The organism is Pandoraea morbifera (assembly GCF_902459575.1).
GTDB classification, from domain to species: Bacteria; Pseudomonadota; Gammaproteobacteria; order Burkholderiales; family Burkholderiaceae; genus Pandoraea; species Pandoraea morbifera.
On record NZ_CABPSD010000001.1, the window covers coordinates 787062 to 801833 of the forward strand.

Genomic DNA, 14772 nt, shown 5'->3' on the forward strand with positions numbered 1-14772 from the left:
GGAAAGGCAATTGGCGCGCACATGACCGTGCGACGCGGGTTTTCGGCCGGTGCCGGGGCATGGTTCGGACATCGCCGCATGTGCGGCATCGGACAACACCGCAATTTCCCTGATCCAAGCCGCAAAGCGTGCCGCCGCCGACGAAGGGGATGCTAGGATTGCCGTATACGTAAAGTCCACGTCAAGCGTCAACGTCAGGTCAACGTCAAGCCAACCGCGAGGCCCTCTTCGACATGTCCGTACCGCACTTCGACACGCTCGCCCTGCACGCCGGGGCCGCGCCCGACCCCGCCACGGGGGCGCGCGCCACGCCGATCTACCAGACCACCTCGTTCGTCTTCTCGGATGCCGACCAGGCTGCGGCACTGTTCAACATGGAGCGCGCCGGCCATGTCTATTCGCGCATCTCGAATCCGACCAACGCCGTGTTCGAGGAGCGCATGGCCGCGCTGGAGAATGGGGTCGGCGCCATTTCGACGGCAAGCGGGCAAGCGGCGCTGCATCTCGCCATCGCCACGCTGATGGGTGCGGGATCGCACATCGTGGCGTCGAGCGCGCTGTATGGCGGCTCGCACAACCTGCTGCACTACACGATGCGGCGCTTCGGCATCGAGACGACGTTCGTGCGACCCGGCGACATCGATGGCTGGCGCGCCGCCGTCCGAGCGCAGACCCGGTTGTTTTTCGGCGAGACCCTCGGCAATCCGGGCCTCGACGTCCTGGATATCCCACGCGTCGCGCAGATCGCGCACGACGCCGGCGTGCCGCTGCTCGTCGACAGCACCTTCACCACTCCCTGGCTCATCCGACCGTTCGATCATGGCGCCGATCTCGTCTACCATTCCGCCACCAAGTTTCTGGGCGGTCACGGGACCACGATCGGCGGCGTGCTGATCGACGCAGGCACCTTCGATTTCGACAAAAGCGGCAAATTTCCCGAGCTGACGCAACCGTACGACGGCTTTCACGGCATGGTTTTCGCCGAAGAGAACTCCGTCGCGCCCTTCCTGCTGCGCGCGCGACGGGAGGGCCTGCGCGATTTCGGCGCCTGCCTGCATCCGCAGGCGGCCTGGCAACTGCTGCAAGGCATCGAGACGTTACCGTTGCGAATGGCGCGGCACGTCGAGAATGCCCGTCGTGTCGTGGAATTCCTTGCCGGCCACGACGCGGTGGCGAGCGTGGCCTACCCGGAGTTGCCATCGCATCCGGATTACGCGCTCGCCAAGCAATTGTTGCCGCGCGGCGCGGGCGCCGTCTTCAGCTTCAATCTGAAGGGCGATCGCGAAGCCGGACGCCGTTTCATCGAGTCGCTGCAGCTGTTCTCGCATCTCGCCAACGTTGGCGACGCGCGCTCGCTCGTGATACATCCCGCCTCGACCACGCACTTCCGCATGGACACTGCGGCGTTGGCGGCGGCGGGCATCGGCGAGGGGACTGTACGGCTGTCGATCGGCCTCGAAGACCCCGACGACCTGATTCAGGATCTCAACCGCGGCCTGAAGGCGGCCGTCAAATCCGCTTCCCGGGGGCATGCCCGATGAACTTCGAGATCGCAGGAAGCAACGTCTACGCCTACACGGCAGGCAAGCCGATCCAGCCCGGGCAACCCACCGTGGTGTTCCTGCATGGCGCGCAGCACGATCACAGCGTCTGGGGGCTACAGAGCCGCTATCTCGCCAATCACGGCATGAACGTGCTCGCGCTGGATCTGCCCGGCCACCACCGAAGCAACGGCGCGCCGCTGCGCACGATCGGCGAGATGGCCGATCACGTCGTCGCCGTACTCGATGCCGCCGGCGTTCGCGAGGCGACCTGGGTGGGACACAGCATGGGATCGTTGATCGCGCTCGATGCCGCCGCCCGGCATCCGGCGCGGGTGACGCGCATCGCCCTGGTGGGAACGGCCTATCCGATGAAGGTGGCCGACGCGTTGCTGGACGCCGCCGCGCATCGGGAGCCGGAGGCCATCGCGCTCGTCAACGCCTGGTCGCACGGCACGCTGGCCGCCAAGCCGTCGGCGCCGGGGCCCGGCTTCTGGACCCGGGGCGTCAATCAGCGTTTGATGGAGCGCGTCGCGCAGCGCAATCCTGCGAAAGTCTTCCTCACCGACTTTGAGGCTTGCAATCGATACGATCAAGGCGCCGACGCCGCCGCGCGCGTGACGTGCCCGGTACTTGCCGTGCTGGGCAAACGCGACCAGATGACGCCTCCGCGCGCCGCGCAGGGGCTGCTCGACGCGCTGCGCGCGGCCGGGGCGCCGGTGAGCGTCACCGTCGTCGACGCGGGGCATGCCATCATGACCGAACAGCCCGATGCCCTGCTCGATGCGCTCCGGCAATTCGTGCGACACTGAACGCGTCGTCCTCACAAGGAAGCGAGGAGGTTCGCCATGCGAAATACCCACGACAGTGCACCAGCGTTTCCCCGGTTCGCGGACTTCTATCCGTTTTATCTCGGCGAGCATCGCAATCCCGTCTGCCGCCGGCTGCACTTCGCCGGTTCGTGGGGGGTGATCGCCTTTGTCGTGGCGTTCGCCGTGACCGGCAACATGGGGTGGCTGGCCGGGGCCATCGTGTGCGGCTACGCGTTCGCCTGGATCGGGCACTTCTTCTTCGAGAAGAACCGCCCCGCCACCTTTCGTCACCCGATCTACAGCCTGATGGGCGATTGGGTCATGTTCCGGGACATCTGTCTCGGGCGAATCAAGCTTTAGCGCCCCGCATTACCCACGCCGCGCATCCCGTTCGCGGTATCGGTACCGGCATCGCCGCATTGCGCGGCGTCGTCTTCCGAGGCGATGTCGCACGGTAGCGCGTCGGCGAGCGGCACATCCCAGTTGCCCTCGCGAAGCATCGCGGCGACCTGCGCGCCATCGAGCGCATGGCGCTCCAGTTGCCGCGCCAGTTCGTCGACGTTGAGCGCCAACTGCGCGACAAGTGGCGCCAGCGTGGTTTTGCGAGGGTTCGCCAACAGCAGCCAGCGCTCGGCGGGCGGCTGCATCGACAGCCGGCCCACCCAGCTCATTCGCTCGAGACGCGTCAACAGGTCGTTGGCGTGCTCGAGACTGGTGCGCATCGCGCGCGCAAGTTGCTGGGTCGTCAGCCCGCCGCGGCCCGCTTCACGGTCCTGGTTGAGCAAGTGGATGAGCGTCAGGCCGTCAAGCAAGTCGCTGCCGGGAAACCGCGGATACTGGAAATGCCCCAGACGCAACGCCGGCAGCACCGACGTGATCGTGGCGCCAAGCAGCGCCACCAGCCACGACAGATACACCCACAGCAGAAAAATCGGCACCGCGGCAAATGCGCCGTACACCGCCGTGTAGGTCGGGAACCGGCGAATGTACATGCCGAAGCCGCGCTTGGTCAGATCGAACGCAATGGCGGCGACGATGCCGCCCACGAGCGCGTCGCGCCACTCCACCTTGCAATTCGGCATGTACAGGTACATCAGCATGAACGCCACACTCGTGAGTGCTGGCGGGATCAGGCTGAGCAACGAAGCCACCGAGGGAGGCAAGGTGCTCACCAACGACATCGACTGCGTGAAGATGTACGAACTGATCGACAGACTCACGCCGAACAGCAGCGGTCCCAACGTGAGCAGACTCCAGTAGATGATCAGGCGTTGCGCAAGCGGGCGCGGTCGCGGCACCCGCCAGATGACATTGAACGCCGACTCGATCGTCATCAACGTCAGCACGGCCGTCACCAGTAAACCGACCAGACCGAACGCCGTCAGGCCCGTCGCCTTCGAGGCGAACTGGTTCAGGTATTTGAAGATCTGCGCGTTGACGCTCTCGGGCATCAGGTGCTCGAGCAGGAACCCCTGCAACGCGTCGCGGAACGAGTTGAAGATCGGAAAGGCCGTGAACAGCGCGAATGTCACGGCAAACAGCGGCACGATCGACAGAATCGAGGTGAACGTGAGACTTCCCGCCACTTGCGGAATCCGGTCGTCCTGCGCTCGCGCCAATGCGTATCGCAGCAGTTGTCGAACGTTGTTCCAGTTGACGCGGGGTACCTTGGGCAAATCGGGCTCCTCGAAGAAATACGGCGACGCACAACAGGCCTGAGCACAGGGCGACAAACAGAGGGTGTGGGGGCGCAGGACAGGCCGGGACGCCGGCCCGGAAATCATTCGCTGTGCCCGATCCGTTACCACACCGGGAACGCCCTATAATACCCGCACTTTTCGTCCGCTTTTCACTCAAGCCCCAGGTTTACGGGCGGTTTACCGGCACGCCGTCGAGCGCGCGCGCGCGGCGTGCCACGGCGTTGCCCATTGCGCGAGCCCCAATCGACTTCATGACCGAAATCCTCGTCCTGTACTACAGCCGCCACGGCACCACGGCACAACTCGCGCAGTGTATCGCCGCCGGCATCGACAGCGTGCCCGGCGCTCAGGCGCGGGTGCGTACCGTTCCCGCCGTGTCGACCGTCTGCGAAGCCACCGCGCCGGACATTCCCGACAGCGGTCCGCCCTATGTCGAATTGCGTGATCTTGAAGAATGCGCCGGGCTCGCCCTCGGCTCGCCCACGCGCTTCGGCAACATGGCCGCCGCGCTGAAGTATTTCCTCGATGGCACCACGCCCCAATGGCTTTCCGGCGCACTTTCCGGCAAACCGGCCTGCGTGTTCACCTCCAGCGCAAGTTTGCACGGCGGCCAGGAGAGCACCTTGCTCTCGATGATGATTCCGCTGCTGCATCACGGCATGCTGCTCCTGGGATTGCCGTACACCGAACCGGCGCTCTCGAGCACGCGCACCGGCGGGTCCCCCTATGGAGCCACGCACTTCGCGCACGATGGCAACCCGCTGTCCGCGGACGAGCGTCAACTGGCGTCGGCGTTGGGTGCACGACTCGCACGCGCCGCCCGCAAGCTGGCAGAATGAGGCAGTGCGCCTGACGCTTGCGTCGAGGCGCGCAGCCGCATTTCCGATCAAGCGCCAGGCATTGCCGACATGCCGCCCCGTCGCAACACGCGCCATTCGCACCGCAGCGCCGGCCCAAGGGACCCATCGATGACTGTCATGCCGCCCGACCCGACCACAAACCCCTCAGCGACGAGCGCGTCATCGGGCGCCTCGCCCTTGCTGCGCCGGGTCAGCATCGCGAGCCTGCTGGCATTGATCGCATTGTCTGTCGCATGGGAGCTGTGGCTTGCACCGCTGCGCCCGGGGGGATCGTGGCTGGTGCTCAAGGCCCTGCTCTTGCTGCTGCCGCTGCGCGGCGTGCTGCGAGGCAACCTGTATACGCTCCAGTGGTCGAGCATGTTCATTCTGCTTTTCCTCGCCGAAGGCGTGGTGCGCGGCATGTCCGACACCGGAGCGTCCGCCACGCTCGCGTGGATCGAAACGGCGCTGTGCGTGATTTTCTTTTTCGCGACCGTCTTCTACCTGCGCCCCTTCAAGCGCGCGGCAAAGGCGCGTGCCGCCGTTACTCGATAGCCGTCGCGAGATGTTCACCGCACGCCCACCCGCGCCCCCGCGTGACGTTTGCGCAGCGCCTCGCCTGTCATGAACCACGCTCGCTTCCTCATCGCCTGTCGAGACCTGCTCGGCCACGACCACGTGCTGACCGACGCCACGGACACCAGCGCCTACCTGACCGATCAACGCAAACGCTACACGGGACGTGCACTGGCAGTCGTTCGCCCCGCAAACGCCGAACAAGTCGCCGCCATTGTCCGGTTGTGTCACGCACATCGCGTGCCCATGGTGCCGCAGGGGGGCAATACCGGCCTCGCCGGCGGCGCGACCCCCGATGGCAGTGGCCACCAGGTCGTGATCAGCTTGCGCCGCCTCGACCGCATTCGCGAGGTCGACGCTGCGAACATGACACTGATCGCCGAAGCCGGTTGTCTGCTCGCCAACGTCCAGGCTGCGGCGGCCGACGTGCAGCGGCTTTTCCCGTTGAGCCTGGCCGCCGAAGGCAGTTGCACGATCGGCGGCAACCTCGCCACGAACGCGGGCGGCACCGCCGTACTGCGTTACGGCAACGCCCGCGAACTGTGTCTCGGTCTGGAGGTCGTCACGCCGCAAGGCGAACTGTGGGATGGCCTGCGCGGGCTGCGCAAGGACAATACCGGTTACGATCTGCGCGACCTGTTCGTTGGCGCCGAGGGCACGCTCGGGCTGATCACCGCCGCGACGCTCAAACTCTTTGCGCAACCCGCCGCCCGCATGACGGCGCTCGCCGCGCTCGATAGCCCGGCGCAGGCGCTGGCCTTGCTCGATCTGGCGCAGCGCATGGCCGGCCCACTGCTCACCGGCTTCGAGCTGATGTCCGACTTCTGCCTGCGACTCGTGACGCAGGTCTTCCCTCAGCAGCGTTATCCTTTCACGCAATCGCACCCCCAGGCCGTGTTGCTCGAACTCTCCGACATCGAGAGCGAGGCCCATGCCCGTGACCTGTTGGAGCGCTTGCTGAACGCCGCCTCGGACGACGGCATCGTGCGCGACGCCATCGTCGCGAACAACCTCGCCCAATCGAATGCGCTCTGGCACCTGCGGGAGAGCATTCCCCTCGCGCAGTCCGCCTCCGGGCTCAATATCAAGCACGACATCGCCGTGCCCGTGTCTCAGGTCCCGGCGTTTCTCGACGCGACCGACCCGATCGTGCAACGCATTGCGCCCGGCGCGCGCATGGTCACCTTCGGCCATCTGGGCGACGGCAATCTGCATTACAACGTGATGGCACCTCCCGGGGTCGATCCCGCACGCTTTCTGGCTCAGTATCAGGCATCGGTGAGCGCCGCCGTCCATGACAGCGTGCACGCGCATCGCGGCACGATCAGCGCCGAACACGGCCTCGGACAGTACAAGCGCGACGCATCGGCGCAATACAAGTCTGCCGTCGAAATGGCATTGATGCGCCGGCTGAAAGCCGCCTTCGATCCGGACGGGCTCATGAATCCCGGCAAGGTGCTGCCGGATTGAGTCCGTGCAGGGGCCGAGCGGGCGATCGCGTCGCGGGTACCCCCTTGCCTATCAGGGAAAAACCAAAGCGCCGATTCAAAATTCGCCGAAATACCATCAAAATTGCGGCAAATGACCGCAAAACCCCCTCAATTGCTTTACAGATGCGTGACACCCCTCTAAAATTGCATCTTTCTCATCATGACGGAGTTTTCCGTGGGCAGTTGCTCCAGTAGCACGCAAGCGTCGGCAATGACCGGCGAGGCGTTGGCCCGGTAACCCGCAGTCGTCTCCGACTGCCGCTGCCGGGCCCGACGCCGCAGCGGTAGTGCATCGATCGCATGGATGGACCGACCGGGAGGTCGGCCGCAGCCGCACCGGCGATCCCGTATTTCCCGCACCCCTGACCGCAATTCAGCGTTTGACGGACATGTCCGCATGTCCGGCACGACACACGCTTGGCGCGCCTGCGGCGGCCCGACATCGCACTGTCGGCCCGGTCTGCAAGCGCACGAAGCTTGCCAACGCTTGCGCAGAATTCACGCATCGCACAGCGCGACGCGCCGGCTCGTCACGCCGCACCGTGACACCGTTGGCGCGACACGCATCGCCATGCCCCACCATGCCCCGGCATCCGCCGTCTCAGGCCCTTGAATCAGGAGGACACCATGACGCTGCAAATGCTCATCCCCACGCTGCTCGATCGCGCACGTGCCCGGCTCGCGCCCCCTTGCGCCACCCCTTCCGCGGCCACCCGCCCTGCGAGCAACGCGTCGCCGCAATACCGCGTCGTGGTGCTCGCGCTCGCCACGAAAGCCCACGCCATCGATGCCCAGGTGCGACACGCGCTCCGCGCCGAGAGACTCCCCCCGGGGCACGCCAGCCGCACCGAGCGTTCGGGGGGCTACCTGCTCGAACTCGAATACGTGTTGCGCTGCGAACGCAGCCGTCGCGCGGCACTCGTGCACCTCGTCTCCAGACTCGGCGACACGCCGGGCGTTCGCGCGGTTCGCTGGGAAACGGCGCCAGAGCTTGCACAGCGCTGAGCGCACACTGTGGCATGCGCTCGGACCCCACGTCGGCGCCGTGACGAAACGCGCCGATGCAGCGCGAGGCCACGCGATCCATGCGGCAAACCGCAAGCGGCTAAATTAGAATCGAGGCGCCATCGGCGTGACATCGGCTCGCGGCCCTCCGCACGACGCAACGTCATAACGCAACTTCGGCTCCACCCGCCATGCTCAAGACCCTGCTTGCTCGCCTGAGGCGCTCGCCCCGCCGCCCCGAAATCGACGATGCCGTGTGGCAGGAAGTGGTGGCCGCCCTGCCGTTCCTGGCGCGCCGCAGCGCCACCGACCTCGACAAGTTGCGTCATCTGGCGACCGACTTCCTCGCCAGCAAGCATTTCTCGACCGCGCACGACCTGGTGCTGACCGAAGCCATGTGCGTTTCGGTAGCCGCCCAGGCCTGTCTGCCGATTCTTCATCTGCCAAGCGCGCTTTATCGCGGGTGGACCGGCATCGTGCTCTATCCGGGCGAATTCCTGATTCGCAAAACGGTACAGGACGACGCTGGCGTGGTTCACGACATCGAACAGGAGGCGAGCGGCGAAGCCTGGGAGGGCGGCCCCGTGCTGCTCTCATGGCAAGACGTGCAAGCGAGCGACGTGCTCGCGTACAACGTGGTGATTCACGAATTTGTCCACAAGATCGACATGGAAGGCGGCGAAGCGGACGGTGTGCCGCCGATGTTGCGCCGTTTGCACGGCGACCTGACGACGCAGGCATGGTGCGACGTGTTCGACCCGGCCTACGAAGCGTTTTGCCACCATGTGGCGAACGTGCCGGACGATCGCTGGGAGGCGTTTTGCGCCGCGTCGCTCCTCGACCCCTATGCCACGGAGCATGAGTCGGAGTTTTTTGCCGTGTGCGCCGAGGCGTTTTTTGTGGCCCCGGAAGCGTTTCGCGACGAATACCCGGCCCTGTACATCTTGTTTTCGCGCTACTTCCTGCAAGATCCCGCCGCCCCGGCCGACGATGGCGGCGAGGCGCATGGCACGCCGTCGCCACGGCCCGGCGCAACCCCATGAAAACTTTGCGAAAGTCGTTGTTTTCATGGCATAATGCGCGTTTTACTCACCCGGAAAGTGGTTGGCGCCCTCCCAGTCGCAGGACAGCGATGGCGTGATGGCGTTAGCGGGCCAAGGGGCTCGCGCAGACTGGCTACCGATCTAACCCAAGGTACATCATGAAAGAAGGCATCCACCCGGTTTACCGCGAAGTCCTGTTCCGCGACATGACGCCCGGCGTCGACTTCGAGTTCATCACCCGCTCGACGATCCAGACCAAGGAAACGGCTGAGAAGGATGGCAAGACCTATCCGCTCGTGAAGATGGATACGTCGTCGGCTTCGCACAACTTCTACACGGGCGAACAGCGCATCATGGACACGGCCGGCCGCGTCGACAAGTTCCGTCAGAAGTTCGGCAATCGCGCCGGCGGCAAGATCGCCTGAGTTTCATCGGCGACGCGCCAGACGACGTAGTGCCTGTGGCCCGACAGCAGTCAGCGGGCCGAGGCTTGCGGGACACCTCCGCAGCGTTATGAAAGGCACTGGAAAGGGGCAGCTCAGGCTGCCCTTTTTTCTTGGTTCTGGCCTGCGCCGAAATGCCGGTTACTGTCATACTGTCGGCTTTCGCAATACACCCGAGTTTTCCCTTGGTCGCACCCTGAGCATCACCCAGGTTTCACCCCCGGGCCGGTTCCGGCTCATCTCCTGAGTTTTCCCATCCGGCCGGTGCGCCGGGCTTGCCGTATCGCCTATGAAACGAGTTCGCATCACTGCCTCCGCCACCAGCGCGCTACCCCGCTCGCTGCTCATTGCCATTTGCGTCATCTATGTGCTGGCGGGGTTGTTCGGTCGCGACCCGTGGAAGAACGAGGATGCGGCGGGCTTCGGCGTGATGTGGACGATGGCGCACGGCCACTTGTCGGACTGGCTGTTGCCCAACATCGCCGGCAAACCCATTTATGACAGCGGGCCGCTGGTCTCATGGCTCGGTGCGCTCGCCATTCGCGCCTTCTCGTGGCTCGACGCGCCCGACGCCGCCCGCGTCGTCACCGGCCTTTGCTTTTACGCGACCTGCACCTTCATCTGGTACGGCACCTACTTGCTGGGCCGTCGCCCCGAAGTCCAGCCGTTCAAGTATGCCTTCGGCGGAGAACCCGAGCCGCGCGACTACGGACGCACCCTCGCCGACGGTGCCCTGCTGATTCTGCTCGCCTGTTTCGGTCTGGCCGAACGCGGCCACGAAACGACGTCTACCGTCGGCCAGCTCACGCTGATTTCCATGGCCATCTACGGTCTGGTGCGCAGTCTCGACAAGCCGCGCCAGGGCGCCATGTGGTTCGGTCTTGCACTCGGCGGCATGGCGCTCGCCTCGTCGCCGATGATGGTGCTCTCGCTGTGGATCGCCGGCATCGCAGCCGCGATCGTGTGTCGCCCTCTGCCGCTGCGCATGCTCCTGCTGGTGTCCACCCCCATCGCCCTGCTCATCGCCTGCACATGGCCGCTCGCCGCGTTGAAACTGGCCGATGGCGCGCGCCAATGGCTCGGCGAGTGGGCTGACATCGGCGTCGATACCTTCAGTGGCCCTTCGCTCGTGTCGCTGAGCTACATCGCAAAAAACCTCGCACTATTCGCCTGGCCGGCGTGGCCGCTCGCCGCCTGGTCCCTGTACTCATGGCGCGGCATGCGACGCGCACCGCATATCGCAATCGCGCTGGCCTTCGCCATCGTGATCCTGGTGCTGATCGTGCTTCAGGCGCATCAGGGCAACCAGCTCTTCATGCTCACGCTGCCGGCACTGTCGATCATCGCCGCCTTCGGCCTGCCCACGCTCAAACGCGGCACGGTCAACGCCATCGACTGGTTCGCCGTGTTGTCCTTTACCGTGCTGGCCGGCTTCGTCTGGATCGTGTGGCTCGCCGGCATTACCGGATTTCCGGCGTCCACGGCACGCAACCTGCGCCGTCTGGTGCCGGGCTTTCAGCCCGAGTTCAGCTGGATCACGCTGATAAGTGCGCTGATCGTGACTGGCGCCTGGGTCGCACTGGTGGCCTGGCGCGTGTCGCGCAGCCCCAAGGTGCTGTGGCGCAGCGTCGTGCTGTCCTCGGGAGGCACCACGCTCATGTGGGTGCTGCTCATGACGCTGTGGCTGCCGGTCGTGAACTACGGCCGGACGTATCGCGACGTCGCCGCACAGATCGCCGCGCATCTTCCCGCCGATTACACCTGCATTCGCACCGCGCGCGTGGGTGATGCGCAGTTGGCGTCGTTCGCCTACTTCGGCAAGATGCGCTTCGGCTCGGCCGAAGACGACTGCGACGTGCTGCTGCGCCAGGACTCGCAAGATTACAGCGAACCGCTCTCGCTCGCGCCTTACGAGTGGCGCCAGTTGTGGGAAGGCCGTCGCGCGGCCGACCGCGACGAGCGCTTCCGTCTCTACGTGCTGCAGGAGCGTCCGTGGCGTCGTGCCGCGCGGCCACGCTGACCGGGGCCGATGCGCAACAGCATGTGGCATGACATCAAACGCATTGCCGGGCTGGCCTGGCCGGTGCTGATCGGCCAATTGGCGGTCATCGCCTTTGGCGTGATCGACACCGCGATGGTCGGCCGCGCCTCTGCATTCGATCTCGCATCGCTGGCACTCGGCGGCTCCATTTACATTTCCGTGTACGTTGGGCTGATGGGCATCCTGGTGGCGCTCTCGCCGATCGTCGCGCAGTTGTTCGGCGGCGGCGCGCGCGACGCCATCGGCGAGGAAGTGCGTCAGGGTTTCTGGCTGGCCCTGTTCCTCGCGGTGCCGGGCGTACTTGTCCTGTCGCATCCGCAGTTCATCCTGCAGCTCTCCGAAGCTACCCCCGAACTCGAGGCGAGAGCGAGCGCCTATCTGCAGACGCTCGCCTTCGGCCTGCCCGCCGCACTGCTCTTTCGCCTGTACTCGTCCCTGTCGACGGCGGTCGGTCTGCCGCGCATCGTCATGGCAATTCAGGTGACGGGACTTGCACTGAAAGTCCCGCTGAATCTCGCACTGATCTACGGCGTCGAGCGTCTGGGCATCCCGGCGCTCGGCAGTACCGGTTGCGCCATTGCCACGACCGCCATCAATTGGGTGTCATGCGCACTGGGACTCACGCTCATGGCGCGTCACGCCAAGTTACGCGAGTTCGGCATCTTCGCGCGATTCTGCTGGCCGAACTGGCACGCCATTCGCGCTCTGCTCAAACTCGGTGTGCCGATGGGCCTGAGCTACCTGATCGAGGTCACGGCGTTCTCCTTCATGGCGATCTTCATTGCGCGCCTGGGCGACGTTACGCTCGCCGGACATCAGATTGCCGCCAACCTCGGCGCCCTCATGTACATGCTGCCGATGTCGATCGGCATCGCGACCTCGACGCTCACCGCGCAGGCGATCGGCTCGCGCGACTTCACGCTGGCTCGCCGGGTCGGACGCCGTGGCGTAGAGTTTGCCGGCATGTTGGGCGTACTGCTCGCAACGCTCATGTGGATCGGCCGGCCATTGATCCTCGCGGCCTACACCGCCGACCCGCTCGTGGCGGCGGTCACGACCCCGCTGCTCGCGATCGTAGCCCTCTACCACGTGTTCGATGCACTGCAAGTGACAGCAGTCTTCGTGCTCCGCGCCTGGAAGGTCGCCGTGGTACCCACGGTCATTTACGCCCTGTCGCTCTGGGGCGTTGGCCTGGGGGGCGGTTATGCATTGGGTTTCGACGTCGGAGGAATGTCGCCGGCATGGCTTCACGGCGCCGCCGGGTTCTGGTTCGCGAACAGTGCAAGCCTGGGCGTCGCCGCCCTCGGTCTGCTCCTTTACCTGCGCTGGGTCGTACGCATCAAAGGCTGACGACCCAGGCGCCAGCGCCGTTGCCTCGCACGCCGGACGGCAGCCCCGCCGCGCTCGCATCTCGGCGATTCCCGCGTTGTACGACAACACAGGAATACGCGTACCGATGCCGGGATGGTACGCCGTTACGATCTCACCATCCCATCGCCTTGTAAAACCCCTGGCAAATGGGGTATACCCCCAAAGGCATTTCAATGGGCTTTCCCTAGAATGTTGTCTGACGACATACAACAAGCCTCGCACCGTTATCGACCTTCCTGCCTACCCGCACACCCACCATGAGCCGAACCCCGATCGTTACCGACCTTCGCGTCATTCCCGTTGCCGGCCGCGACAGCATGTTGCTGAACCTGAGCGGCGCCCATGGACCGTTCTTCACTCGCAATCTCGTCATCCTGCAAGACAGCGCTGGGCATATGGGGGTTGGCGAAGTCCCTGGCGGCGAAGCGATACGACAGACACTCGAGGATTCGCGCCCCTATGTCGTGGGCCAGTCGATTGCCAATATTCAGGCCATTCTCGGCCAGACGCGGCGTATTTTCGCCGACCGCGACGCCGCAGGCCGAGGCTTGCAGACCTTTGACTTGCGCACGACGATTCATGCCGTCACGGCGCTGGAAGCCGCCCTTCTCGACCTGCTTGGACAACATCTCGAAGTGCCGGTCGCCGCGCTGCTGGGTGACGGGCAACAGCGAAGTGAAGTCGCGATGCTCGGCTATCTGTTCTTCATCGGCGATCGCCATGCCAGCGATCTCCCCTATGCCGACAATCGCGCCGCGCGCGATGAGTGGGAGCGAGTCCGCACGGAAGTCGCGATGACGCCCGATGCCGTCGTGCGGCTGGCGGAGGCTGCACACGCGCGTTACGGGTTCCAGGACTTCAAGCTCAAGGGTGGCGTACTCGAAGGAGATGCCGAAATCGAAGCCGTGACCGCGCTTGCCAAACGCTTCCCGAAGGCGCGCGTGACACTCGATCCGAATGGCGCATGGTCGCTAGCCGAGGCGGTGCGTCTGTGTCGCGACAAGCACGACGTGCTGGCTTATGCCGAAGATCCGTGTGGTGCGGAGAATGGCTATTCAGGCCGCGAAGTGATGGCGGAATTCCGTCGCATCACCGGGCTGCCGACGGCGACCAATATGATCGCAACGGATTGGCGTCAGATGGGGCATGCGATTCAGCTGCAATCCGTCGACATCCCGTTGGCCGATCCGCATTTCTGGACGATGCAGGGCTCGGTGAGAGTCGCGCAAATGTGCCACGACTGGGGCCTGACCTGGGGATCGCACTCGAACAACCACTTCGACGTCTCGCTCGCGATGTTCACGCACGTCGCCGCAGCAGCGCCCGGAAAGATTACCGCGATCGACACGCACTGGATCTGGCAGGATGGGCAGTGCCTCACCACGCATCCGCTGCAAATCGTCGACGGCACCGTCAAGGTGCCGACCGCACCGGGACTCGGCGTCAGTCTCGACATGGAAGCCGTGCAGGCGGCGCATGCGCTGTACCTCGAGTACGGGCTGGGGGCTCGGGACGACAGCATCGCCATGCAATCGATCATTCCGAACTGGAAATTCGACCCGAAACGACCGTGTCTGGTCCGCTGAAACGCGCGGCCGGGAAAGATCGCGACGCGAGGGTTCGCCGCTCAGGCCCCTTGCGGCACCTCGATGCGCAAGTTTTGCGAGTTCAGCGAGATTGACGCGAAAATTCCGCGAAGGCTCTGGCCGGCGGATGAACGCAGGAAAATTTGCTCCGAGAACATCCGAAAGGCGCAGTGCAAACCTTCGACTGCAGCGGCAAGAAGCGAACGATAGAGAAAAAAAAGCCCAGGCGTTAGCCTGGGCTTTCTTCGTTTGGCGGAGCGGACGGGGCTCGAACCCGCGACCCCCGGCGTGACAGGCCGGTATTCTAACCAACTGAACTACCGCT

General features: G+C 64.9%; 13 protein-coding genes. 12 read left to right on the forward strand and 1 reads right to left on the reverse strand.

Features of this window, described 5'->3' with window-relative positions; all coding sequences use genetic code 11:
* The first annotated feature begins 233 nt into the window (after positions 1 to 233).
* The 3 genes from PMO31116_RS03395 to PMO31116_RS03405 are packed head-to-tail and all read left to right on the forward strand — an operon-like array spanning position 234 to position 2713.
* Entirely contained in the window at positions 234 to 1541 is a 1308-nt protein-coding gene (locus PMO31116_RS03395; protein ID WP_150565442.1) for an O-acetylhomoserine aminocarboxypropyltransferase, read from the forward strand.
* Positions 1538 to 2353 carry an alpha/beta fold hydrolase gene (locus tag PMO31116_RS03400; RefSeq protein WP_150565443.1) on the forward strand — a complete coding sequence of 272 codons (816 nt, stop codon included), beginning with the start codon at positions 1538 to 1540 and terminating at the stop codon, positions 2351 to 2353. Before PMO31116_RS03395 ends, PMO31116_RS03400 begins: the two co-directional genes overlap by 4 nt.
* 36 nt (positions 2354 to 2389) lie before the next feature.
* Positions 2390 to 2713, forward strand: coding sequence for an Mpo1-like protein (locus PMO31116_RS03405; protein WP_150565444.1), 324 nt, complete (start codon positions 2390 to 2392; stop codon positions 2711 to 2713).
* Here the strand turns inward: PMO31116_RS03405 and PMO31116_RS03410 are convergent.
* The gene (locus PMO31116_RS03410; protein ID WP_150565445.1) at positions 2710 to 4029 is read right to left on the reverse strand and encodes a YihY family inner membrane protein; all 1320 of its coding nucleotides are present in this window, start codon (positions 4027 to 4029) and stop codon (positions 2710 to 2712) included. The two genes, PMO31116_RS03405 and PMO31116_RS03410, sit on opposite strands and share 4 nt — an antisense overlap.
* A 275-nt stretch (positions 4030 to 4304) precedes the next feature.
* Here PMO31116_RS03410 and wrbA point away from each other — a divergent pair, with 275 nt between their 5' ends.
* From wrbA to gudD, 9 genes are all read left to right on the forward strand, one after another.
* Positions 4305 to 4892, forward strand: a complete 588-nt coding sequence (wrbA, locus tag PMO31116_RS03415) for an NAD(P)H:quinone oxidoreductase (RefSeq protein WP_150565446.1) — start codon at positions 4305 to 4307, stop codon at positions 4890 to 4892.
* Positions 4893 to 5030: 138 nt separating this feature from the next.
* A complete protein-coding gene (locus PMO31116_RS03420) occupies positions 5031 to 5447 on the forward strand; it encodes a DUF2069 domain-containing protein (RefSeq protein ID WP_150565518.1) in 417 nt (138 codons plus the stop codon).
* A gap of 69 nt (positions 5448 to 5516) precedes the next feature.
* A complete protein-coding gene (locus tag PMO31116_RS03425; RefSeq protein WP_150565447.1) occupies positions 5517 to 6938 on the forward strand; it encodes an FAD-binding oxidoreductase in 1422 nt (473 codons plus the stop codon).
* Between the two features lie 647 nt (positions 6939 to 7585).
* Positions 7586 to 7963, forward strand: coding sequence for a hypothetical protein (locus PMO31116_RS03430; RefSeq protein ID WP_150565448.1), 378 nt, complete (start codon positions 7586 to 7588; stop codon positions 7961 to 7963).
* 191 nt (positions 7964 to 8154) lie between these two features.
* Entirely contained in the window at positions 8155 to 9006 is an 852-nt protein-coding gene (locus PMO31116_RS03435) for a M90 family metallopeptidase (RefSeq protein ID WP_150565449.1), read from the forward strand.
* 158 nt (positions 9007 to 9164) lie between these two features.
* Positions 9165 to 9431, forward strand: coding sequence for a type B 50S ribosomal protein L31 (locus PMO31116_RS03440; RefSeq protein ID WP_023595484.1), 267 nt, complete (start codon positions 9165 to 9167; stop codon positions 9429 to 9431).
* Between the two features lie 307 nt (positions 9432 to 9738).
* Positions 9739 to 11469: an ArnT family glycosyltransferase gene (locus PMO31116_RS03445; protein WP_150565450.1), complete on the forward strand. Its 1731-nt coding sequence runs from the start codon at positions 9739 to 9741 to the stop codon at positions 11467 to 11469.
* 21 nt (positions 11470 to 11490) lie between these two features.
* Entirely contained in the window at positions 11491 to 12840 is a 1350-nt protein-coding gene (locus tag PMO31116_RS03450) for an MATE family efflux transporter (RefSeq protein WP_150565451.1), read from the forward strand.
* 278 nt (positions 12841 to 13118) lie between these two features.
* Positions 13119 to 14447: a glucarate dehydratase gene (gudD, locus tag PMO31116_RS03455; protein WP_150565452.1), complete on the forward strand. Its 1329-nt coding sequence runs from the start codon at positions 13119 to 13121 to the stop codon at positions 14445 to 14447.
* Positions 14448 to 14772 lie beyond the last annotated feature (325 nt).